This window comes from Alteribacter natronophilus, from assembly GCF_006007885.1.
GTDB lineage: Bacteria > Bacillota > Bacilli > Bacillales > Salisediminibacteriaceae > Alteribacter > Alteribacter natronophilus.
On the sequence record NZ_VCRO01000004.1, the window covers coordinates 1 to 22182 of the forward strand.

Genomic DNA, 22182 nt, shown 5'->3' on the forward strand with positions numbered 1-22182 from the left:
AGGTCACACCCGTTCCCATGCCGAACACGGAAGTTAAGCTCTCCAGCGCCGATGGTAGTTGGGGGCTCTCCCCCTGTGAGAGTAGGACGCCGCTGGGCAGAAGAGACTCACTCGCATATGCGGGTGGGTCTTTTTTTGCGTTTCGAGGTGGGTGCAGGAGAGGAGAAGGAGGCATGGGGGAGTGAGAAGCGTCGGATTTTGTCGCTTCGCCGATATCGGGCCCTTGACCGTCGATTTCCCGGGTTTTACTGACGATTTCCCGGGTTTTTCTGTCGATATGAAGAAAACGGCAGTACATAAAACCGCAGCGGCCAAAGCCGCTGCGGTTTTCCAGGTTCAGCTCAGTTACTCAGCTATACTTGCTACAATTTTACCACGCACATGTCCCTCTTCAATTTCCCTGAGAGCATCCGGGATGTCCTCCATCTGCACTACTTTTCCAAGAAGAGTCTCGATCTTTTTTTCTGCAGCGAGGCTGCCTACTTCCCTGGCAATCTCACCGAGATCTCTGATCTGCCGCTCATCATCGCTTCGGTAGACAAATCCCAGGGCCACCTCGTGAATGGAGGGTGCCAGGGATTTTGGTTCGTACTCACTGAGATCAGGCAGACTTACCACACTGATCAGGTGGCCGTTAAAAGCAAGCATATCGAGTGCCTCTGTTGCGGTCTCCTTGCCCACCATATCCATTATGATATCCACACCACGTCCTTCGGTGTACTTGTGCACTTCCTCCAGGACATTTTGTTCATTATAATCGATAACTTTGTCTGCACCGAGCTTCGTTACATGCTCAATATTTTCCGGAGAGCACGTGGTCAGCACTTCAAGTCCCTGCAGTTTGGCAAACTGAATCGCAAAGCCGCCTACTCCGCCGGCCCCTGCCTGAACGAGGATCGTCTGCCCTTTTCGGAGGGGCACTTTACGGTTGAGGGACTGATAGGCGGTAAAGGCAGAAGTAGGAAGGGCAGCAGCTTCGTTGTAGCTCAGGCCGGGCGGCATAGGTGCCAAAACATCCTGGCGCGTCACAGCATATTCCGCAAAGCCGCCGTTACGGGCAAGGCTGCCGTGATAGTAAACCTCATCCCCGGGCTTCCAGTCAGTAACGCCTTCTCCAACTTCATCAACGACACCCGCCACATCGAGTCCGGGTACGTGAGGATACTCCCATTCGGGCAGGCCGTTCTGCGTCAGTTTGTAATCGACCGGGTTCAGGCCGACAGCGTGAACCTTTACCCTAACTTCGTGTTGCCCCGGGGCAGGGATGTCCATCTCCACCATCTTCAGGTGATCGATGCTCCCCGCTTTTTCAATAGCCAGTGCTTTCATGGATTAATCCCTCCTGTTCGTTTCCTTTCTGCTATTCCTTCTCATCCCTTCCTTTAAACCGGGTTGACTTCCTGGCAGAGGATGGATAAGATTAGAGTAACTATTCAGAGAACGGAGGTGGATGAGATGAGTCAGAATGTTTTTGATGCAGCACGTTCAGAACTCGATAAGTTTCTGTATATTGTTCGTGCTGTTTTTTATGTAACTGCCCTCAACGGGACACGTGTGTCCTTTTTTAAGCAGTTTCATAATGGGAAAACAGGAAGAACATCTCTCATCCACGTATAGAGGAACGTAATCCGGAGGCTGACGGCCACCGGAAATACTGATATACATGTGTGGACCACGGAGTTTTCTTCGTGGTCTTTTTATATTGGAAAAAAAGAGCGGAGGCGTACAGTATGATTTGCAGCGGAAAAGATATAACAATTAATTTTGGCGGAGACCCGGTTCTCGAGAAAGTCACGTTTGAGGCGTATGCAGGCGACCGTGTAGGCATCGTCGGGCGCAACGGAAGCGGCAAAACAACCCTGCTAAGTATCCTTGCAGGAAAGGAAACACCCGATCACGGTCAGGTACACTGGAAAAAAGGCTGCCGGGTCGGCTGGCTGGCCCAGCTCCCGGAATTTGCAGAAGACATGACGGTTTATGAGGTTATGGAAACAGCATTTGCGGAGCTTAATGACATTGAACAGCAAATGAAACGGCTGGAAAGAGAAATGAGTACAGCAACGGATGAAAAAGAGCTGACCCGAATGGCTGGAGAGTACGGAAATCTGCAGGAACAGTTTGAGCGGAATGGCGGTTACGGAAAAGAGGCGGAAATTGAGGGGGCTGCAAGGGGACTGCAGCTGTACCATCTTTTAAAGCAGCCGTTTCAGTCACTCAGCGGAGGAGAAAAGACGAAGGCAGGCCTGGCGGTGCTGCTGCTCGGAAAACCGGATCTACTTCTCCTCGATGAGCCGACGAATCATCTTGATCTCTCGGCGATCGAATGGCTGCAGGCGTTTCTGACTGACTACCCGGGGACAGTACTCACTGTCTCCCATGACCGGTACTTTCTCGATGAAACGGTGACGAAGGTCTTTGACCTGGAGAATGGCGAATTGACTGTCTACCACGGAAACTACTCGAGTTTTACCGAGGAAAAAGAGAAGTACCTCCTGCTGGAGTTTCAGAAGTACGAGGAGCAGCAGAAGAAAATCAAAAAGATGAAGGAAGCCATCAAGCGGCTGAAGGAGTGGGCCAATCAGGCGAACCCGCCAAACGAGGCGCTTCATAAAAGGGCACGGAATATGGAGCGGGCTCTGGAGCGGATGGAAAAAATCGACCGGCCTGTGCTGGAAAATAAGCGGATCGGTTTTGCACTTGATGCAGGAGGCAGAAGCGGTACCGATGTGCTGCTGGCTGAAGGCATCTCCAAAAGTTACGGTGAAAAGCAGCTGTTTGAGGGTGTGGATCTTCACCTGCGTTTTCAGGAACGTCTCGTGCTGATGGGGGACAACGGCTCAGGAAAGTCGACGCTTCTGAGAATTCTCCTGGGACAGGAAACGCCTGATTACGGGAAAGTAAAGACCGGCAGCCGGGTTAAAATCGGCTATCTCGCTCAGCACCTGCTGGAGAGCGAGGAAGAGAACATGTCAGTGCTCGATGCGTTCAGGGAAGAGGTGGCCGTCACAGAAGGAGAGGCCAGGCACATTCTCGCACGTTTTCTGTTTTACGGGTACGCAGTGTTTAAAAAGCTTGGACAGATGAGCGGCGGAGAGCGGATGCGTCTTCGTCTGGCCCAGTTTATGCATCAGGATTTAAACGTCCTCGTTCTCGATGAACCGACGAACCACCTTGACATTGAATCCCTGGAAGTGGTGGAGGAGGCTCTGTCCGGTTATACCGGGACCATTCTTGCTGTTTCCCATGACCGGTATTTTATCAATAAGGTATTCAACCGGGTGGCCTGGCTGAACGATGGGCGTCTCCACCACTTTACAGGCACGTACGAAGAAGTGAAGCACCGTATGAAGCGGGAGGAAAGCCGAATAGAGCCGCCGGAGGCTCATGAAGCTGAAAAAGAGGAACAGAAACCTTTAAAAAACAGCAGAAAAATTCAGGGTAAAACAGCTGCACAGCTGGAGACAGAGCTTACGGAGACAGAAGAGAGGATCGAGTCCCTCGACCGCCTGCTTTACGAAACGGGTGATCCGAAAGAGCTTGAAAAGCTGTACAGGGAAAAAGAGCAGATCGGGGAAAAAAGAGAAAAGCTGTACGATGAGCTGGCTATGCTTGAGGAGGAAACAGGATGAAAGAGATAGTGGAAAAAACGGAGCAGCTGAACACGGTGGAAACAATCACTGCAGACCTGAAAAAGCTTGGTGTAAAAGAAGGTGACACACTGCTTGTACACACGTCGCTCTCGGCCATCGGATGGGTGAACGGCGGGGCACAGGCTGTTATAGAGGCTCTAATCAGAAGTGTCGGAAAGAACGGCACCGTTGTCATGCCTGCACAGAGTGCCGACCTGAGTGACCCATCGGAATGGGAGGCACCGGCAGTGCCTGAGTCATGGTGGGAGGAAATCAGGGAGACGATGCCTCCTTACGACCCGGCTGTGACGCCAACGAGAGGAATGGGGAAAATACCGGAGCTGTTCAGGACCTGGCCCGGGGCAGTGCGGAGTGCTCATCCGGCTGTGTCCTTTGCTGCATACGGTGCAAAAAGCAGGGAACTGATGGCGGACCACGGCCTCGATTTCGGGCTCGGGGAGAAATCGCCACTTGCCAGGCTGTACCGTGAGAATGGAACAGTACTCATGATTGGCACGGAGTATGAAACGAACACTTCGTTTCACCTTGGCGAATACCGTGTACCGGAACCGAAAACGGAATCGAGGGGTGCGCCTGTTACCGATAACGGGAGGCGAGTATGGAAAACATACCGTGACATTGCTTTTCAGGATGAGCGGTTTGAAGAGGCCGGTGCAGAGTTTGAAAGACACTGCCCGGTTGTGACCGGCAGGATTGGGGAAGCCGGGTCACGCCTGTTTTCTTTGAGAGAATCAGTTGACTTTTCAGCGCGTTTTTTTACACGGGAATCGTGACTATCGGCTGAAAGGACACGTAGTGATTTTACAGGAAATTCCGGTAAACGACTGGCATACACAGGGCGTTAAGGTAAAATACAGATAAAAGCCCATGGAGTTAAAGGAAGTGGAGTTATTGTCAGTTATAAAGCTTGCAGCCGATCGCCCCGGAGCGGATCCGGGTCACGGGGAGTTTACAATTGAAATGGGGAAGGGAACGAGAACGGCAGTTCACCTGTATCCTGAAGTTCGCCAGAAGATGATTACCCGGCTCACGGGGAGAGGCAAAAAGGGCTCGTTTATTCTTACGGCTGATGGGAAAGACTGCCGGTCCGGGAGCCGTACATTTTTTGAAAAAACGGGATTCCTGCTGTTACAGGACGGCCATTACGAAAACCTCAGCGTCAAAGATCATCTGCTTTATTTCCGCAGGCTGTACAGTTCCGCTCTTGGCCTGGAGGATGCAGCCGGACTCGTGCAGCTTGACCGGAGCCTTTCTGTAAAGGTCAGAGACTTGACGCACTCTGAGAAACTGCGTCTCCGGTTCGGCACTCTCCTGTTTCAGGCTCCGGCGCTTTTTATCCTGGAGGAACCGGATCAGAATATCGATCTGGAAACGAAGCGGATTCTCGTCCATGCGATCGAGGTGCTTCAGAAGCGCGGGAAGACGTTTCTGACATTAACCGGCAACATGGAGAGTGCCTTTACGTTTGGGGAGCGGGTATACCGGCTCAGTGATCGCGGACTGGTGCAAGTGATAACCGAGTCTGCCCGCAGCAGTGATGATCAGACAGAGGAGTCAGCAGAAACGGCGGCTGAACCTGATTTTCAGTTTAATAAAATTCCCGCCAAAGTGAATGAAAAGATTCTCCTCTTCGATCCGCCGGATATTGACTATATTGAAAGTCATGATGGACAGTCCCACATTTACTCCCAGGGAGAATCGTACCCGTGTGTATTTACCCTGACGGAACTGGAGGACAAACTCCGCACATTCGGTTTTTTCCGCTGTCACCGTTCCTACATTGTGAACCTGCAGAAAGTGAGCCAGGTCATTACGTGGACGCGGAACAGCTACAGTCTCCGCCTTGAAAACAGGAGCAAATCCGAAATCCCCCTCTCTAAAAATAAAATGGCTGATTTAAAGGCGATGCTCGGTCTCAAATAAGCACCATTCACCCCCTGATCTGCTCTTTTCACCCGGAAACAGGTGTGCAGCACCCGCACGGCACGTACACTTAAAGCAGATCAGACGAAGGGGGACGTAATTATGAACGAGAGTATCAGAGTCGAGGGACTTGAAAAGGTGTTCGGCAATGAAAGGGCCATCGATGATATCACTTTTTCCGTCGGCAGGGGAGAGATTTTCGGTTTTCTCGGCCCGAGCGGAGCCGGAAAAACAACAACGATTAAAATTCTGACCGGCCAGCTGCGGGCAACCGGCGGTAAAGCGGAGGTGCTCGGCATCCCGGCAGAGAAGGTGAATACGCCTGATGTTTTGGGGCGGATTGGCGTTATGACCGATACGAGCGGGCTGTACGAACGTCTTACAGTCTATGAAAACCTGGCATTTTATGCGGATCTGTACGGGGTGTCAAATAAAAGGAAGCGGATCGGGGACGTGTTGGATGCGGTGAATCTTGGCGGTGAGGAAAAAAAGAAGGTGTCCTCCCTTTCAAAAGGAATGATGCAGCGGACCATTCTTGCCAGAGCCCTGCTTCACGAACCGGAGCTCGTGTTTCTTGATGAACCGACCGGAGCGCTGGATCCGGTGAACGCCAAGCATATTCACGAGGGGCTGAAGGAACTTAACCGTAACGGAACGACGATTTTTCTGACGACCCATAACATGCAGGAGGCGGAACTGCTCTGCGACCGGGTGGCTTTTCTCAATGGCGGGCAGGTCCGTCTGATGGATAATCCGTCAGTACTGAGACGGCAGTTTGCCGACGGCACGATCGTGGTGGAACTGGTCAGTGGAAAACAGGTAAGTCTGCCTAACCGGCCGGAGAGTGCCCGAAAACTGCATGACTACATGGCAGCAGGACAGGTGGCTTCCATTCAGACGAATGAACCGACACTGGGAGATATATTTGTAGACGTAACAGGGAGGGAACTGGCATGACATTTTCCATGCAGCGGATGTACGCGATTTTTGTTAAGGATCTGAAAGAACTGTCCAAGAATACATTTGTGCTCACCACGATCATTATGCCGGTGGTGCTTGCCCTTTTCTTCGGCAGAGGAGATGCCGTTCCCCTGGAGGTTCATTTTCTTGTTTTCAACACGGCGTTCGCGGCCGTAGCGGCCTATATTCAGAGTGTGGCAATAGCTGAGGAAAAGGAAAAGAACACGCTGCGGGGTCTGATGATGTCGCCCGCTACGACAGTGGAAATCCTGACAGGGAAAAGCATTGTCAGTATGGGGATGACTGTACTGACGATCGTTCTCTGTATCAGGCTGCTGGGGTTTGAAACAGCCAACTGGCTACTCGTAGGCGCGGGAATGGCAGTTTCTCTCGTTCTGTTCACGGCAATTGGTACGCTGATTGGTCTTCTGACCCGCACGCTGATGGAAGCATCGGTTGTCATCACTCCGTTTATCTTTATTCTCGGGATGGGGACGATCTTTGCCGAAATGCTGCAGGGGAACGTTATTCTGACTGTGGCAGAATACCTGCCGAACTTCCAGCTTGAGTACTTGGCTGCTGCCGTGGAAAGCGGAGCTGCAACCGGGGAAATTGCCGGGCACTTTGCCCTGCTCCTTGGATGGACCGCAGCTGTGATTGCCGCAACAGCACTAGTCTACAGGAAACGGGAAATGGGCAGCGAATAATGGGGAGATTTCCCGGGAAATGGCGAAAATAATATAGGTAAAGACTGGTGGCCGGGGCTTTAATAAGCGCCGGCTTTTTGTGCTGCCGGAATTTTCATTTCCATTTCGCAGGGGAAGATAAATATTTTGATTTATCTGTAAAAGGTTATATCCCTTGATAGATAAGGGTTTTTGGTACAAAATAGAATTTTTGTGTTATTGACACAAGGATAAATTATGCCTAAAATTAACTAGGAACTCGAAATAAATCTGGACAGGAGCAGTGGATATGCAGACAGAAGCCAGCACACCCCAGCAGGGATCCGATACCCGGGATATGATGGTTCGGATCGCCCATAAGCTTTTTATGGAGTACGGATACCGTTCGGTCTCCACGAGAAAGATAGCAGATGCGTGCGGCTTGACGCAGCCGGCTCTTTATCATCATTTTCCAAACAAAGAAGCGATATATCTTGAGGTTTTGCGCAGGGATCTGGGCCGTACCCGGGAAGCCCTCGTGAAGATGGAGGGACAGAAGGGGCCGACAGCCGATACGCTGTACGATATGGCCTACTTTATTATCGTAAATTCACCGGAAAACATGAGCCAGATGTTTCAGGATATCCGTCGTGAAACGAGCAAATCGTTCCAGGAGAAGATTAATAACTGGTGGCACGAAGCGTATCGCGTGCCGATATCTATAGTTTTTCAGCGCGGTATTGACCGGGGGGAACTTCGGGATCCTGCTGAATTTGGTGAGGATGCAGACAAGTATGTCTGCCTGATGGTAAATATGATCAGCCGCTCGATACCGTCTCCCGGTGAGGTGGCAGAGGGTGAAAATGATCAGCTGATCAAAAAGAGAGCATCTTTTGTTGTGGAAGTACTCCTAAACGGCGTCAGCAGCCGATAATACAGTTTGCCGTCCCAGTTATGGGCGGTTTCTTTTTTTTGTGTACTTATCGGTTGATAAATACTATAATGATAGATACTTACTTTTCAACTGTGGCCAGTGAGGCTGATCTCTCATGAAGGAGGATCCACCGCTGATGACGTGTAAACTGAACCTTGATCATTTTACAGGGCTTACTGTTACTGATGTGAAAAAAAAGAAACCGCACCCGCTCATTCTTGATTTCTGTTCCGGAGGGCTTTCGGTTGAATGCCCCTGGAGGCTCACTGCCAAGGGCAGTATAGTGGTCGGGCAGACGGATTTTCTTGCATCAGGGAAAAACGAATACTATAAGACGCTGCTGTCTGATTCCCTTGATAGAAAGACAGTCAAAAAGGCTGAATGGCTGGATGACTGTTATATGCTTCGGATTGTTCTGTCAGAAGGATACATACTGGATATGTTCCACGACAGCTCAGAGCAGGAAGGTTGGGAACTCTATCATCATGACGGCTTTTCTCTCATTTCCCTGCCGGGAGGAGAGCCTGAGATATCGGGTAAAAAGAGGGGAACGGAATGACAAAGGGTAAAAAAATACTGCTTTACACCGGTCTGTCGCTCCTGGCTGTTCTTGCAGCCGGGGCGGCAGGTTTTGTAATCTGGGCAGTAAATGGCTACACTGCCGAAGCGGAAGCCCGGTTATGTGCAGAACGGGCAGATGGGAATGATCCGATTACGTTCGGCGATGGCAGTGAAACAGCAGGATTTATCTATTACCCCGGTGCACGGGTTGAAAGCGGGGCCTACGCATGTTTTGCAGAGGAGCTTTCATCCTACGGCTATCTTACGGTTATACCGGACATGCCGCTGAACCTGGCAATTTTCGGCCGCTCACGGGCAGACGGGGTAATGGAGGCTTTTCCGGAGGTTGAGGACTGGTATCTGGGCGGTCACTCACTCGGGGGAGCAATGGGGTCGTTCTACGCTGCAGGGGAGGTGGATCGTCTCGCAGGTTTCATATTTACCGGCTCCTATCCAGGCGGGGATCTTTCCGAAACGAACCTTCCCGTTCTCTCGGTATACGGCGGCCGGGACGGGCTGTCGACGCCGGAGGATATACGGGAGCGGCGGGATCTGCTTTCCGAGGATACGGTGTATAAGGAGATCAAAGAAGGAAATCATGCGAATTTCGGGACCTACGGTGCTCAGAGCGGGGACCTTAAGAGCCCCCTTGCACCTGAAGAGCAGCAGGCCGAGACCGCCCGGCTGATTCATGAGTGGATTATGGAGACCGGGGAAAACAGCAGATAAAATGGCAGTCTGCAGACCACCGGGATCGTATTTTCCGTTATACTGAAGGAAATGAAAACGGGGTGGAACTATGAAATACAGCCTGCCTGCAGGAATTCTTACTCTGGCTCTTCTACAGCCTGTAATGTGGCTTATGGGAAATCCGGAGCGGGGTTACGAGATTTCCGGCTATATGGGCATCGGCGGTGTGATTTTTGCTGGTCTTTTATTCGGAGCTTTTCTTGCAGCGAGCAGGGAGTCTGCACAAAAGGGTGTACCCGACGACCGGGAGGGGCAGAAAAAAGTACAGCGGACCGGTATATACACGCTGTTTTTCTCTGTGCCGCACTTTGCATACGCCTTTACGTACTACCTGCTCACGGTATAACAAAAACGGATTGATTTTTGCTTTATAAAAATAATGATTGAGCGAAGGGCTGCAACTCCAGCGACGAGCGTTTACTCCGTGATTAACCTTCGAGCTGCTTCAACGCAGCCGGCTTCGAAGCTTAACCGGCAGAGGAAGAAGCAGGACCAATGCCCGCGGAAAGCATCAGCCGGCAGTGTAGAAAAACAACAATCTTTCCGAATAGAGCTAACAAAAAAGGACCTGTCCGGATTCGCCCGGAGAGAGGTCCTTTTCTATATCACTTCTCTTAAACAGGATATATAATTGCCTGAGGTGCCAATCGATTGTCCGGAGCCGGGTATTCCGGTACACTAAATAAAAAGGTTCAGTATAGGAAAGGAGCGTTCGGATATATGAAGTTTCATACGAAAAACGTGCATTTTCAGGAGAAGATGGATACAGCGGAAGTGAGTAAAACGAAGCCGATCTACCAGACATCGGCGTTTTCATTCAACGATCTCGAGGACATGGAGGCTTTTTTTGAGGGTAAGAAAGGTTTTATGTACACCCGGGTCGGAAATCCGAATACCGATGACCTTGGAAAAGGAGTAGCCGACCTTGAGGGGGCACCGGCCGGAGCTGCATCGGCTTCCGGTATTTCCGCGATTATGGGAGGCGTCCTTGCAGTTGCGAAAGCAGGTGACCACGTCATTGCCACAGAGGATCTGTACGGCGGTACATACCAGCTGTTTGCCGGCGAGTTGCCGGACTTCGGGATTGAAGTGTCGTTTGTGGACTTTTCCGATCACGAGGCCGTTGAAGGGGCTATCCGGGATAACACGGTTCTCCTCTACACAGAATCGGTAACCAATCCGCTTCTTCGGGTGGAGGATATTCCGGGGATTGTGGAGATTGCGAAAAAACACGGGCTGAAGACGATGGTGGACAACACCTTCCCGACGCCGTACCTGATCCGTCCGTACGAACAGGGAGCCGACCTGGTGGCCCACAGTGCCACGAAATACATCGGCGGCCACAGCGACGTATCAGCAGGTGTTGTGTGCGGGGATGAGACTCTCGTGAAAAAAGCGAGAAGTAAAATTGTCCACCTGGGAGCGAACCTGGGGCCGTTTGACGGCTGGCTCGGCTGCCGCGGGCTTAAGACGCTGTCGCTGCGGATGGAAAAGCAGAGTGACAACGCCCGGAAACTGGCGGATCACCTGACAAAGCTCGGTGTACTCGGCAAAGTGTATTACCCGAACAGCGTCTCCGAGCGGGGCCACGGAGCCATTGTTACGATCGATCTCGGGGAAAAGTACGACGTGCATGCGTTTTTCCGAAGCCTCGACTGGGTAAAAGTCGTGCCGACGCTTGCCGGTGTCGAAACGTCCGTTACCTATCCGGTGGGCACGTCCCATCGTCCGGTACCGAAAGAGACCCGTGACCGACTCGGTGTCACAGAACAGATGGTGCGGATTTCCGTAGGTATCGAGGATCCGGAGGACATCTGCGAAGCATTTGACCGGGCGCTGGAAGCGTCACGAAAGTAGGACGCTTCGACACGGTACGCCGCTTAAATAAACGTTTGTTTAACTTGCAGACCGCGCTTCTTTCTGTCGAAAGGAGCGCGGTTTTTGCGGCTTACGGGAGTTTGGGATGGCCTAATGCTGGGGGAGCTCCTGGTGTGATGGAGGAATGAAGAGACGGGAGCCGAATCGTATTAAACCCCGTTGTAAGTGATGGAGAAACGATGTGATAGAGGCCGAATCGTATTAAACCCCGTTGTAAGTGAGGGAGAAATAATGTGATAGAGGCCGAATCGTATTAAACCCCGTTGTAAGTGAGGGAGAAATAATGTGATTGTGGCTGAATCGCATTAAAACCCGAAATGAGTGATGCAGTTATGATGTGACCGACTTGGCACGCGTCATTAATTGATGAATTGCCCGCCCCATCGTTTTTTCCGGCGCCGTTTGCTATAATAGGAACAGTTTACAAACCGTGAAAATGTGGGATTCTGATAGAAAAGGAAACGGGGGCACGCCGGATGAAAGACGAATTTGCCTTTATCCGCTCAATTCAGCCGGGAAGTCACCACCAGCCGACTGTGGTGGCGGGTATCGGTGACGACGCAGCGCTTTACGACAGTGAGGACGGCTGGCACGAAATTGCCACCGTTGACACGCTGGTGGAGGATATTCACTTCTCGAAAAAGACAATGACCGCCTACCAGACCGGGCACCGTGCCCTCGCTGTCAATATCAGTGACATTGCTGCTATGGGCGGACGGCCTGTGTTTTACCTCGTTGCCATCACTGTGCCAAAGTCCGGTACCTGGACGGAGGACGAACTCGGTGACATCTACCGGGGGATGGGTGATCTTGCGGCAAAGTACAGGATGGACCTGATCGGCGGCGATACGAATTCAACCCATGATAAACTCGTCGTATCGGTGACGGTGATCGGCCGCGTGGAAAAAGGCGTGAAACTGCTCAGAACGAACGCCCGGCCGGGCGATTCGGTGTTTGTCACCGGTCCCGTGGGCTCATCTGCTGCAGGACTCGATCTGCTCCTCAATAAAGGACTGGAGGCGGGAAAAGAAAACAAGTGGGCTGCGGCTCATCAGACCCCGATGCCGCAGGTGCAGGCCGGCAGGATCATCGCCGAAGCGGGACTGCGGACGGCGCTCAACGATATCAGCGACGGCCTTGCAAGCGAAGCCCACGAAATTGCAGAGGCGAGCGGCGTGACCATCGAGCTTGAGTGGGAGCGGATTCCCCACGAGCTTGACGGGGAAGAGCGTCAGAAGGAATGGGCGCTCTTTGGCGGCGAGGATTTTCAGCTCATCGGCTGTGCGGGAAAAGAAGATGCAAAAAAGCTCAGGCAGCTGTTTGAGAAAGACGGACTGCCGTTTTACAAAATCGGCACGGTTACTGAAGGAAGCGGTGTGTGGCTGACAGAGCAGGGCGAGCGGACGCGGCTTGATAAAGGCGGCTACAATCATTTTACATAACGATTGAAGGTGAACGAACGTGAGTGAGTATGTGATGAAAACGGGTTCCCCTGAGGAAACGATGGCTCTGGCGGAAAAGCTGGCCGGTCACCTGAAGGCAGGCGACCTTATTACACTGGACGGTGATCTGGGAGCCGGTAAGACGAGTTTTACGAAAGGGCTCGCCAAAGGACTCGGTGTAAAGAAAAACGTAAGCAGCCCCACGTTTACGATTATGAAGGAGTATAAGGGCACTGATCTCGCCCTTTACCATATGGATGCGTATCGCCTGGAAGAGGGCGGCGCCGAAATGGGACTGGAAGAATACTTTGAAGGAGACGGGGTGTCGGTGGTGGAGTGGCCGGAGATGATCGAGAACGAGCTGCCGGCATATCGCCTGGCGATACACATCCGCCATATCGGCGATACGGCCCGGGAAATCCGCCTGGAGCCGGCCGGAGACCGGTACCGGATCCTTTGTGAGGAGTTAATGGAAAATGAACGTACTGGCAATTGATACATCCACATTTACGATGAGCGTGGCGGTTTTCCGGGACGGCTTACCCGCAGGCGAGCTCACGACCCATCTGAAAAAAAATCATTCCCTCCGACTCATGCCGGCAATCCGGGCCGTTATGGCGGAAGCCGATATGAAACCGGAGGAGCTGGACCGGATCGCCGTAGCTGAAGGACCGGGATCCTACACCGGTGTAAGGATTGGCGTCACGACGGCAAAAACGATGGCGTGGTCGCTGAACATTCCGGTTGTCGGCGTATCTTCACTGGAAGCCCTGGCGGCAAATGGACGCCACTTTGAGGGGCTTGTGTGCCCGTTCTTTGACGCCCGGCGGGGCCAGGTATTTACCGGGCTTTACCGGTTTGAAGACGGGGAGACGGTGCGTGTGGAGGAGGACCGTCTCGTCATGTTCGAGGAGTGGCTTGAGACCGTGGAGCGCTGCGGGGAACCGGTTCTGTTTCTGAGTCCGGACCTGGCAAAACATGAGGGAGCCCTCGGTGAGCGTTCCTCCCTTCGTGCGGGCACAGGAGCCCCAGTGGATCACCTGACGCGGGCCTCAGGTATTGCGTCAGCCGCAATGAAAAAGGCAGCGGACGAGGCGATTCACCTGTTTAGCCCGAACTATCTTCGTCTGGCGGAGGCTGAGGCGAAGTGGCGGGAAGCCCAGAAAGAAAAGGACGGCAGGTGAGGCCGGTGGGAGAGGAGATTTCGATCCGGCTGATGGAGCTTGATGATGTGGATGGTGTGATGGCGGTTGAGGAGGACTGTTTTCCGGTTCCGTGGAGCCGGAGTGCGTTTGTGAATGAGCTGCAGGCGAATCAGTTTGCTTACTACCTGGTGGCGGAAGCCGGTGAGCGGATTATCGGCTACTGCGGGGTATGGGTGATCATTGATGAGGCCCATATTACGAACATTGCGGTCCATTCGGATTTCAGGCGAAAGGGAATCGGCGAGGCGCTGTTAACGGGCGGGCTGGAGCTTGCCCGGACGTTTGGGGCGAAGAAGCTGACGCTCGAGGTGCGGGTGAGCAACGAGGCGGCGCAGCGGATGTATGAGAAGCACGGCTTTGAGCGCGGGGGCGTGCGGAAGAATTACTATACGGATAATCAGGAAGACGCGCAGATTATGTGGGTGATGATGGAATGAAGGATACATTGATACTGGGAATAGAGACGAGCTGTGATGAGACGTCGGCTGCGGTGGTCCGCGGCGGGACGGAGATCCTGAGCAACGTGGTGTCGTCACAGATCGAGAGTCATAAACGTTTCGGCGGTGTGGTGCCGGAGATTGCGTCGCGCCATCATGTGGAGCAGGTGACCTACATTCTTGAGCAGGCGCTCGAGGAGGCGGAGGTAACGCTCGATGAGGTGGACGCGATTGCGGTGACGGAGGGGCCTGGCCTTGTCGGTGCGCTTCTTGTCGGGGTGAACGCGGCGAAAGCGCTGGCGTTTGCAAAAGACAAGCCGCTGATCGGGGTGCATCACATTGCGGGGCACATTTACGCGAACCGGCTCGTGGAGGAGATGTCGTTTCCACTGCTGTCGCTCGTGGTTTCCGGTGGTCACACGGAGCTTGTGCTAATGCATGAGCACGGCCGGTATGAAGTGATCGGGGAGACGCGGGATGATGCGGTCGGTGAGGCGTACGATAAAGTGGCCCGGACGCTCGGGCTTCCGTACCCAGGAGGGCCGCAGATTGACAAGCTGTCTGCCGAGGGAGAGGCATCGATTGACCTGCCCCGGGCGTGGCTTGAGGCGGATTCATACGATTTCAGCTTCAGTGGGCTGAAGTCGGCGGTGATTAACACGCTCCATAACGCGAAGCAGCGGGGCGAAGAGCCCGCGGTTGCGGACGTGGCGGCGAGTTTTCAGGCGAGCGTGGTGGAAGTGCTCGTTGGAAAAACAATGCGTGCGCTCCGGGAACGGGGCGTGGATCGTCTCGTTTTGGCAGGCGGCGTAGCGGCGAACCGGGGACTCAGGGAAGCGCTGACGGCTGCGTGCGGGGAAGCGGGCGTGCGGCTGACGATTCCGCCGCTGTCACTGTGCACAGATAACGCAGCAATGATTGCGGCTGCCGGTGCTGTTATGTATGAGCGCGGCGAGTTTGCCGGCGACCGGCTGAACGGTGAGCCGGGGCTCGAGCTTGATCGTGAATGGGAGCAGTAGCTGACGGCTGCTTTGCAGGATTTCGCGGTTAGTTCAGGTGATTCAGCTTTTAGCTGCGATGATTTGGTGATTAGTTAAAGTTATTTAGCGATTAATTACGATGATTTGGTGATTAATTATATCGTTCAGAATTCAGGTGAAAAACCGGCTCCGGCCGGTTTTTTGCTGTTTAGGAAACTGCCGCTCTGTAAGTTAGAGTTTCAAATAGTCTAATGTGAAGCTTCGCTCCGGCAAGCAAGCGCTTTTGATTAAGAAATTCCTCGGAAAACCGCAAAAAAACGGATGTTCCCCTTGACTTTTCCGGAGTTATCAACACTATTCACAACCGGTTGTGGACAAAACGAATCTATGTTCGTGTGCATAACAAAGGTGTGTATAACTTGTGGATAGTGTGGAAAAACAGCTGAAAAGGCATTGCACCGCCTCTGTTCCTGTTTACAATTGAAACTGTGGATAAAATCCGGACAATGTGCATAACCTACCGAATTAGCGGAATAATCGCGGTTGGTCTGTGTATAACTCTGTGGATATTGTGGATATGTCAGAAAATACGCTGTTTTCAGGAGAGAATGCTGTGAAAAAGCTCATTGTAATTGTCCTTATTGCTGTGAACATGCTGTGGATGGTTCCTTTACCGGCCGGTGCGGAGGCGGGGGGGAAGGAAGAAGCCTCGCTTACTGTGGTGCTCGTGCCGGGACTGTCGCTGAAAGACGTGGAATGGCTCACAGAAAACGGAGATCATCCATCCCTGTGGGAAACAGGGTTTTTTGGTGCGGTAAACGTCAAGGGAGAAGGTGCCTATTCGTACCTGAACAATGCTGTGTCCATCGGTGCGGGCGGCAGTAGCACCGGGATCACAGTCTGGAACGGATATAAGCCGGGGGAAAAGCTGGATGGCACAAGAGTGGAGGATCTTTACGAACAGTGGACCGGTAAAAAGACGGATGAGCCGATCTACCATCCGCATGTACGCCAGCTTGTGGATAAAAACGAGGCAAGTCTCCGCCCGAGCCGGGTCGGTGCGTTCGGTGAGGAGCTCAAGGCCGGGGGAGTCAGCCGTCACGTGTACGGTCACAGCGATACGAGGTCAGAACCTGTACGGTTCGGAGCGCTTCTTGCCATGGACGAAGAGGGATTTGTGGATACATACACTGACCGTGCGGTGGAAAAAAACCGCTCACGGCCTTCCGGGATGAGGATGAACCCGGAAAAGCTGCTTGAGGAGATCGGCGGGGCAGCAGCCTCTGCGTTTCACGCTGTGGAATGGGGAGATCTACACAGGCTGTACAGTGAATCACCGAATATGACGCCGGTTCACTTCAAAAATCAGCACGTAACCGCGCTTAAAGAGCTCGAACAGTTTATCCACATGCTCTCCGCCTCTACCGATCATGAGATCTGGCTGTTAAGCCCGGCTGTGAATGCCCAGGCACTTGCGGAAAAATCAGAGCTGGCGCCGCTCTGGGTGTGGGAGCAGGATCGCGGGGCACGGGGAAACTGGTATGCAGGGACGACGAGGAGAGACCAGCTCGCGGCGGTCACGGACCTGGTACCGTCATGGATGGCTTTTTACGGGATCTCGCCGCAAAAGCAGTGGAACGGAGTGCCGCTGATGTTCACGGCCGAGCAGGCAGAAACGGGACCGCTTTTTGACACAAAGGGGTTTTTCCACAGGCTTGCGGCGGTGGAGGCGGTTTATGCGGGGCGTGGACCTGTGCTGTCGGGGTATGTGACGGTGCTTGTGGTGCTGCTTGTGGGTGTGAGTCTGGTGCTGTGGCTGCGGCCGGAGTCGGCGGGCTGGCGCCGTGGGGGGAAGCTGGTGCTGACGGGGGCGGTGAGTTCGCCGCTTTGGTTTCTGGTAACGGGGCCGCTTGTGCCTGAGTTATCCACACCTGGTTATGTAACGATGATTGCGCTTCTTGGTGCGGGAACGGCGTTTTTGGCTGAGCGGCTGCCGCGGCACGGTGTGAGTGTGGTATGCGGGCTGTTTTTCACGGCGGCGACGGTGGATCTGCTGCTGGGGGCACCGCTCATTCAGCGGTCGTTTCTCGGTTACGATCCGGTGATTGGTGCGCGTTTTTACGGGATCGGCAACGAGTTTGCCGGCGTTTACATTGTGAGCGGGTGGCTGATGATGGTGCCGCTGTTCCGGGGAGACGGCAGCCGTGGAAAAGTACGCACAGGTGTGGTGCTTACGGTGCTTGTGGCGATGCTTTTGTTCCTTGCTGCGTCGGGACTCGGGGCGAATGCGGGGGCGTCCCTTGCAACGGGCCTTATGATCGGGTTTATCGTCTGGCGGGTGACGGGGGTGAAAGTGAGTGTGCGACGGTTCTTCCTGTTTGCCCCGGCTGTACTGACGGTGCTCCTTGGGCTGCTTTACGTTCTCCAGCTCGGCCAGCCGGCGAGCCACATTCACTCGGCATTTGAAGTGCTGTTTAAAGGGGACGTGCAGGCGATTGGGAAAATTGTGCTGAGAAAACTTGAAATGAACTGGAAGATCTTTAAGATCAGCCACTGGACCGAGCTGTTTGTGACGACATATCTGCTCACGGGAGTGTACGTGTGGCGGAAGAAGAGGAAGGTGCTTGGGCCGGAGAAGGGGCTGGCGGTGCAGGGCTGCATCGTGGCATCGGTGGCGCTTCTGCTGCTGAACGATTCAGGCATTGTGGCGGCGGCGACGAGTATGTTTGTAACGCTCTGTGCCAGCTATGCATGGCTTTTGGAGGAGAAACCTTTACATTCAGAGTTCCAAAATTAGCCAAAAGTAACTAACATATTATGGATATTTCCTGCTATGATAAAGGTAAAACAGGCCGGTGTGGGCTCTCGTTTTACACAGCCGGCAGCGGGAGATGAGAGCAGGATGAGTATTGAGCATCTGGGTGAGGTGCACGGGGAGACTGATGCGGAAAAGGTGCGGATTCTTGAACGGGGACTCGGTCGGACAGGCAGTCCGAAGCGGATTACCGTCCTTGGTGCGGGGATGGCGGGACTGACGTCGGCTTATCTTCTGAGGCAGGCGGGGCACGATGTTACGGTTCTTGAGGCGAACAGTCGTGTTGGGGGACGGGTGCACACGATGAAGGAGCCGTTCGAGGGCGACGGCTATATGGAAGCAGGCGCCATGCGGATTCCGGTTAATCATCAGCTGACACGGACGCTTGTGGACAAGTTCGGCCTTGAAACGGAGCCGTTTATCAGCAGGGCGGCGGATGATCTGTACTTCATTAACGGGCAGCTTGCGAGGAGCTATCAGTATGAGGAGAATCCGGATATTTTTGATATCCCAGTGGATGAGCGGGAGAAAGGACTTCATGCCACGGCTCTTCTGATGCAGACCGCCGGCTCGTTCGGCCGGGCCTATGTGGATGCATCGCCTCAGGATCGTCTGCGGCTGATCGCTGCGTACGATCAGTATTCAAAGGAGATATTTGCGCGGCTGAACCCCGGCGGATACCCTCTGAGTACGAATGCGACTCACAAAATGAATTCGGTGCTCGGGATCGGCGGGTTTGCCCACTATTCGTTTGTGGATATCCTGCTCAATATTGTTGGTCCGCTTATTGGGGATAACGGTGAGTTTTTTCAGATCCGGGGCGGGAACGTGCGGCTCCCGGAGGCGTTTCTGTCAGACCTCGGGGACAGGATTTTTCTGGGAGAGAGTGTGGTGAGGATCGCTCAGGAAAATGACAGAACGAGCGTGACGGTGGAAAACATTGAGGGAGAGCAGCGTGAGGTGGAGTCGGATTACACGGTGTGCACGCTGCCGTTTTCGATTCTGCGCATGATCGAAACAGGGCCGGAGTATGAGTGGAGCTTCGGGAAGCGGCAGGCGATTCAGGATATGCACTACATTGCGGCGATCAAGGTGGGTCTTGAGTTTAAGCGGAAGTTCTGGGAGGACGATGCCCTGTTTGGCGGGAGTCTGACCACGGATCTTCCGCCGCAGCACTTTATTTACCCGAGCTCACGAGTCGGTATCCCCGGACCCGGTGTGATGAAGGGAGCGTATGCGTGGGGGGCGAACGCTTCTTTATGGGATGCGATGCCGGAGGATGTCCGCGTACGGCAGGCGCTCCGGTACGTGGCAAAAGTGCACGGGGATCATGTGGAAGATCTGTTTATGAACGGGGCTTCGTTCAGCTGGGGCACGAATCCGTTTTCGGCAGGCTGTTTTTCCATGTTCCGACCCGGACAGGCTTCCACGCTGCCGGGGGCGATCCGTCGTCCCGAGGGGCGGGTGCATTTTGCCGGTGAGCATACGTCGGATACCCATGCGTGGGTCGAGGGAGCGGTGGAGTCGGGCGTGCGTGCGGCGGTGGAGGTGCATGGACGTGGTGACTGATTCTGACTGAGTGTGCGTTGATTCTAACTAATTCAGCATTAATTCTAACTACTTTCCGGTTGATTCTAACTAATTCAGCATTAATTCTAACTACTTTCCGGTTGATTCTAACTAATTCAGCATTAATTCTAACTACTTTTCCGTTTATTCTAACTGATTTCACCTTAATTCCAACTACTTGAGAAAAACAATACAAAGGCCCCGGCACACGCGCGCCGAGGCCTTAAACGTCTATTCCTGCAGACTTTCCCACTCTTCCATCAGCTCATCGATTTCCCGCTTCAGTTCCTCGAGACGGGTGTTGAGCTCGAGGGATTTTTCGTGATCCTGATAAATCTGGGGATCGGCCATCTGTTCTTCGACGGCGGCGATTTCCTCCTCGTTCGATTCAATCGCTTTTTCAGCCGCTTCAATTTTCCGCTGGCGCTGGCGCTCCTGCTTTTTCAGCTCTTTGTCCCGCTCGTAGTCCAGCTTGGCGGACGTTTCCGCAGGTTCTGCGCTCCGGCCTGATGAAGACGGGTGAGCCGCAGCTTCCTCTGCCTTCAGGGCATCCCACTCGAGCTGTTCCGCTTTTTTCGCCGCATAGTAGTCGTAGTCACCGAGGTAGCTCGTAAGTCCTTCAGGTGCCAGCTCCACCACGCGTGTGGCCATCCGGTTAACAAAATACCGGTCGTGGGACACGAACAGAAGTGTCCCGGGATAGTCAATCAGGGCGTTTTCCAGCACCTCTTTGCTGTCGAGATCCAGGTGGTTTGTCGGCTCGTCCAGAACGAGGAAGTTGGACTTCTCCATCATCAGCTTGGCGAGTGTGAGGCGGGCTTTTTCCCCGCCGCTTAAGTCACGCACCGTCTTCAAAACGTCCTCCCCGCTGAACAGGAAGTTGCCGAGCACGGTGCGGATGTCTTTTTCGGGGGTGGTCGGGTACTCGTCCCACAGCTCCTGCAGGACGGTTTTACCGTCGCTCAGCTGGGTCTGCTCCTGGTCGTAGTAGCCGACACTCACGTTGCTGCCGTAGCGGACCGAACCTGCAAGGGGCTCGATCATCCGGTTGATCGTCTTCAGGAGCGTTGATTTTCCCACACCGTTCGGGCCGAGGAGAGCCACGCTCTCACCGCGGTTGAGAGTCAGGTTCAGGCTGCTCGTAAGCGCCTCACCGTCATAGCCTACGGCGAGGTTTTCCGTCATGAGCACGTCGTTGCCGCTCTGGCGCTCGATCTGGAAGCGGAACTGGGCGGACTGGTCGTCATCTTTCGGCCGCTCCATGAGCGTCATCCGCTCCATCTGTTTCCGCCGGCTCTGGGCCCGCTTGCTCGTGGAGGCACGGGCAAGGTTCTTCTGCACGAACTCTTCCATTTTCTTATATTCTTCCTGCTGTTTTTCGTACGTTTTCATCTCAAGCTCGAGGCGCTTCGCTTTTTCCTCGAGGTATTTACTGTAGTTTCCGGTGTACTTGGTTGTCTGCTGGAACGACAGCTCGTACACGTGGTCCACGATCCGGTCGAGAAAATAGCGGTCGTGGGAGACGATCAGAATCGCCCCGTCGTAGCCCGTCAGATAGTTCTCGAGCCACGTCATCGTATCGATGTCCAGGTGGTTGGTCGGCTCGTCCAGAATGAGGAGCTCGGGCTTTGTAAGCAGCAGCTTCCCGAGGGCGAGACGTGTTTTCTGTCCTCCGCTCAGTGAGCTGACGGGTGTGGCGTAGTCGAAGTCGGAAAACTGCAGTCCTGATAATATCCCGCGGATATCCGCTTCGTACTGGTAGCCGCCCTGATCCTTAAAGTCCTGCTGGAGCTGGTCGTAGTCCCTGAGCAGCTTTTCGTAGCGGGCGGGCTGCTCTGTTACCTCCGGGTTGCTCATGTCCGCTTCCATTTCACGGAGACGCCGCTCCATTTTCTGGAGCCCGGTAAACACGGTCATCATCTCGTCCCAGATGGAGCGCTCGGACTCAAGGCCGCTCGTCTGCGCCAGGTAGCCCACATTCACGTCCTTTGGAATAATCAGGTCGCCTGAATCGTAGGAAAGCTCGCCGGTAATCACTTTGAGCAGGGTCGATTTTCCGGCTCCGTTCCGGCCTACAAGCGCCACACGCTGGCCGCTCTGCACTTCAAGTTTTACATTTTCAAGAATCGGCTCTGCGCCGAATGATTTCGATAGCTGCACGCACTGTAAAAGTATCATGGAGTCAACATCCTCACTGTGTCTCTTCTTCCATTAAGTGTACCGCATCATACTCCCCCCAACAACTCACAGATGAAGAACGTCCTGCGGGAAAAGTGCAGTCCGGTCTCTTCAAAAACCCCGTCATGGCGGGAAAAAACAGCGGTAACTCCTACTAAAGTTGGTGGGCAGGCTGGTGGAAACCCCTTACAATAATTCACTAGATACTATTCCAAAAGAGGCAGAGGGAAAACAA

At 53.6% G+C, this 22182-nt stretch carries 20 protein-coding genes and 1 rRNA gene; 19 read left to right on the forward strand and 2 right to left on the reverse strand.

The genetic code is table 11. The annotated features are described in order from the left end of the window. Positions 1–98: ribosomal RNA gene (rrf, locus tag FGB90_RS12815) — 5S ribosomal RNA — on the forward strand; the annotation flags it as partial. A 247-nt stretch (positions 99–345) separates the two neighbouring features. On the opposite strand, the gene FGB90_RS12820 is transcribed toward rrf, so the two are convergent. Next, positions 346–1329 carry a zinc-binding dehydrogenase gene (locus FGB90_RS12820; RefSeq protein ID WP_138811252.1) on the reverse strand — a complete coding sequence of 328 codons (984 nt, stop codon included), beginning with the start codon at positions 1327–1329 and terminating at the stop codon, positions 346–348. 126 nt (positions 1330–1455) lie between these two features. Between FGB90_RS12820 and FGB90_RS19715 the strand changes: the two genes are divergently transcribed. The 18 genes from FGB90_RS19715 (at position 1456) to FGB90_RS12905 (ending at position 19769) form a co-directional block, all read left to right on the forward strand. After that, positions 1456–1617, forward strand: a complete 162-nt coding sequence (locus FGB90_RS19715; protein WP_171051812.1) for an RAxF-45 family protein — start codon at positions 1456–1458, stop codon at positions 1615–1617. Between the two features lie 113 nt (positions 1618–1730). Beyond that, positions 1731–3629 (forward strand): ribosomal protection-like ABC-F family protein, encoded by a 1899-nt coding sequence (gene abc-f, locus FGB90_RS12825; protein WP_138811253.1) that lies wholly within the window; start codon positions 1731–1733, stop codon positions 3627–3629. Beyond that, positions 3626–4423: an AAC(3) family N-acetyltransferase gene (locus tag FGB90_RS12830; RefSeq protein WP_138811254.1), complete on the forward strand. Its 798-nt coding sequence runs from the start codon at positions 3626–3628 to the stop codon at positions 4421–4423. The genes abc-f and FGB90_RS12830 overlap by 4 nt, the downstream gene beginning before the upstream one ends. Positions 4424–4541: 118 nt before the next feature. Then, on the forward strand, positions 4542–5573 hold the full coding sequence (locus tag FGB90_RS12835; protein WP_171051813.1) for a LytTR family transcriptional regulator DNA-binding domain-containing protein: 1032 nt from the start codon (positions 4542–4544) through the stop codon (positions 5571–5573). Positions 5574–5675: 102 nt separating this feature from the next. Further along, a complete protein-coding gene (locus FGB90_RS12840) occupies positions 5676–6530 on the forward strand; it encodes an ABC transporter ATP-binding protein (protein WP_138811256.1) in 855 nt (284 codons plus the stop codon). Continuing rightward, positions 6527–7240 (forward strand): ABC transporter permease, encoded by a 714-nt coding sequence (locus FGB90_RS12845; RefSeq protein ID WP_138811257.1) that lies wholly within the window; start codon positions 6527–6529, stop codon positions 7238–7240. The genes FGB90_RS12840 and FGB90_RS12845 overlap by 4 nt, the downstream gene beginning before the upstream one ends. A gap of 268 nt (positions 7241–7508) precedes the next feature. After that, positions 7509–8132: a TetR/AcrR family transcriptional regulator gene (locus FGB90_RS12850; protein WP_138811258.1), complete on the forward strand. Its 624-nt coding sequence runs from the start codon at positions 7509–7511 to the stop codon at positions 8130–8132. A gap of 136 nt (positions 8133–8268) precedes the next feature. After that, a complete protein-coding gene (locus FGB90_RS12855) occupies positions 8269–8691 on the forward strand; it encodes a DUF6188 family protein (protein ID WP_138811259.1) in 423 nt (140 codons plus the stop codon). Further along, positions 8688–9422 (forward strand): alpha/beta hydrolase, encoded by a 735-nt coding sequence (locus FGB90_RS12860; protein WP_138811260.1) that lies wholly within the window; start codon positions 8688–8690, stop codon positions 9420–9422. The genes FGB90_RS12855 and FGB90_RS12860 overlap by 4 nt, the downstream gene beginning before the upstream one ends. Before the next feature lie 70 nt (positions 9423–9492). Next, the gene (locus FGB90_RS12865) at positions 9493–9789 is read left to right on the forward strand and encodes a DUF5316 family protein (RefSeq protein WP_138811261.1); all 297 of its coding nucleotides are present in this window, start codon (positions 9493–9495) and stop codon (positions 9787–9789) included. A gap of 374 nt (positions 9790–10163) precedes the next feature. Continuing rightward, positions 10164–11300, forward strand: a complete 1137-nt coding sequence (locus FGB90_RS12870; protein WP_138811262.1) for a trans-sulfuration enzyme family protein — start codon at positions 10164–10166, stop codon at positions 11298–11300. A gap of 497 nt (positions 11301–11797) precedes the next feature. Beyond that, the gene (thiL, locus tag FGB90_RS12875; protein WP_138811263.1) at positions 11798–12763 is read left to right on the forward strand and encodes a thiamine-phosphate kinase; all 966 of its coding nucleotides are present in this window, start codon (positions 11798–11800) and stop codon (positions 12761–12763) included. A gap of 19 nt (positions 12764–12782) precedes the next feature. Beyond that, positions 12783–13259 carry a tRNA (adenosine(37)-N6)-threonylcarbamoyltransferase complex ATPase subunit type 1 TsaE gene (gene tsaE, locus FGB90_RS12880; RefSeq protein WP_138811264.1) on the forward strand — a complete coding sequence of 159 codons (477 nt, stop codon included), beginning with the start codon at positions 12783–12785 and terminating at the stop codon, positions 13257–13259. After that, positions 13240–13947: a tRNA (adenosine(37)-N6)-threonylcarbamoyltransferase complex dimerization subunit type 1 TsaB gene (tsaB, locus tag FGB90_RS12885; RefSeq protein WP_138811265.1), complete on the forward strand. Its 708-nt coding sequence runs from the start codon at positions 13240–13242 to the stop codon at positions 13945–13947. Before tsaE ends, tsaB begins: the two co-directional genes overlap by 20 nt. A gap of 5 nt (positions 13948–13952) precedes the next feature. Further along, complete coding sequence (gene rimI, locus FGB90_RS12890; protein ID WP_138811266.1) at positions 13953–14405, forward strand: ribosomal protein S18-alanine N-acetyltransferase; 453 nt, start codon at positions 13953–13955, stop codon at positions 14403–14405. After that, positions 14402–15424: a tRNA (adenosine(37)-N6)-threonylcarbamoyltransferase complex transferase subunit TsaD gene (gene tsaD / locus FGB90_RS12895; RefSeq protein WP_138811267.1), complete on the forward strand. Its 1023-nt coding sequence runs from the start codon at positions 14402–14404 to the stop codon at positions 15422–15424. The genes rimI and tsaD overlap by 4 nt, the downstream gene beginning before the upstream one ends. 574 nt (positions 15425–15998) lie before the next feature. After that, complete coding sequence (locus FGB90_RS12900) at positions 15999–18182, forward strand: hypothetical protein (protein ID WP_138811268.1); 2184 nt, start codon at positions 15999–16001, stop codon at positions 18180–18182. Positions 18183–18287: 105 nt separating this feature from the next. Beyond that, on the forward strand, positions 18288–19769 hold the full coding sequence (locus FGB90_RS12905; RefSeq protein ID WP_171051814.1) for a flavin monoamine oxidase family protein: 1482 nt from the start codon (positions 18288–18290) through the stop codon (positions 19767–19769). 231 nt (positions 19770–20000) lie between these two features. On the opposite strand, the gene FGB90_RS12910 is transcribed toward FGB90_RS12905, so the two are convergent. After that, the gene (locus FGB90_RS12910) at positions 20001–21947 is read right to left on the reverse strand and encodes an ABC-F family ATP-binding cassette domain-containing protein (RefSeq protein WP_138811270.1); all 1947 of its coding nucleotides are present in this window, start codon (positions 21945–21947) and stop codon (positions 20001–20003) included. Between the last annotated feature and the right edge of the window lie 235 nt (positions 21948–22182).

Coding starts and splice junctions, on each gene's coding strand:
- FGB90_RS12820 (WP_138811252.1), bottom strand. CDS start 1,329: ATGAAAGCACTGGCTATTGAAAAAGCGGGGAGCATCGATCACCTGAAG.
- FGB90_RS19715 (WP_171051812.1), top strand. CDS start 1,456: ATGAGTCAGAATGTTTTTGATGCAGCACGTTCAGAACTCGATAAGTTT.
- abc-f (WP_138811253.1), top strand. CDS start 1,731: ATGATTTGCAGCGGAAAAGATATAACAATTAATTTTGGCGGAGACCCG.
- FGB90_RS12830 (WP_138811254.1), top strand. CDS start 3,626: ATGAAAGAGATAGTGGAAAAAACGGAGCAGCTGAACACGGTGGAAACA.
- FGB90_RS12840 (WP_138811256.1), top strand. CDS start 5,676: ATGAACGAGAGTATCAGAGTCGAGGGACTTGAAAAGGTGTTCGGCAAT.
- FGB90_RS12845 (WP_138811257.1), top strand. CDS start 6,527: ATGACATTTTCCATGCAGCGGATGTACGCGATTTTTGTTAAGGATCTG.
- FGB90_RS12850 (WP_138811258.1), top strand. CDS start 7,509: ATGCAGACAGAAGCCAGCACACCCCAGCAGGGATCCGATACCCGGGAT.
- FGB90_RS12855 (WP_138811259.1), top strand. CDS start 8,269: ATGACGTGTAAACTGAACCTTGATCATTTTACAGGGCTTACTGTTACT.
- FGB90_RS12860 (WP_138811260.1), top strand. CDS start 8,688: ATGACAAAGGGTAAAAAAATACTGCTTTACACCGGTCTGTCGCTCCTG.
- FGB90_RS12865 (WP_138811261.1), top strand. CDS start 9,493: ATGAAATACAGCCTGCCTGCAGGAATTCTTACTCTGGCTCTTCTACAG.
- FGB90_RS12870 (WP_138811262.1), top strand. CDS start 10,164: ATGAAGTTTCATACGAAAAACGTGCATTTTCAGGAGAAGATGGATACA.
- thiL (WP_138811263.1), top strand. CDS start 11,798: ATGAAAGACGAATTTGCCTTTATCCGCTCAATTCAGCCGGGAAGTCAC.
- tsaB (WP_138811265.1), top strand. CDS start 13,240: ATGAACGTACTGGCAATTGATACATCCACATTTACGATGAGCGTGGCG.
- tsaD (WP_138811267.1), top strand. CDS start 14,402: ATGAAGGATACATTGATACTGGGAATAGAGACGAGCTGTGATGAGACG.
- FGB90_RS12905 (WP_171051814.1), top strand. CDS start 18,288: ATGAGTATTGAGCATCTGGGTGAGGTGCACGGGGAGACTGATGCGGAA.
- FGB90_RS12910 (WP_138811270.1), bottom strand. CDS start 21,947: ATGATACTTTTACAGTGCGTGCAGCTATCGAAATCATTCGGCGCAGAG.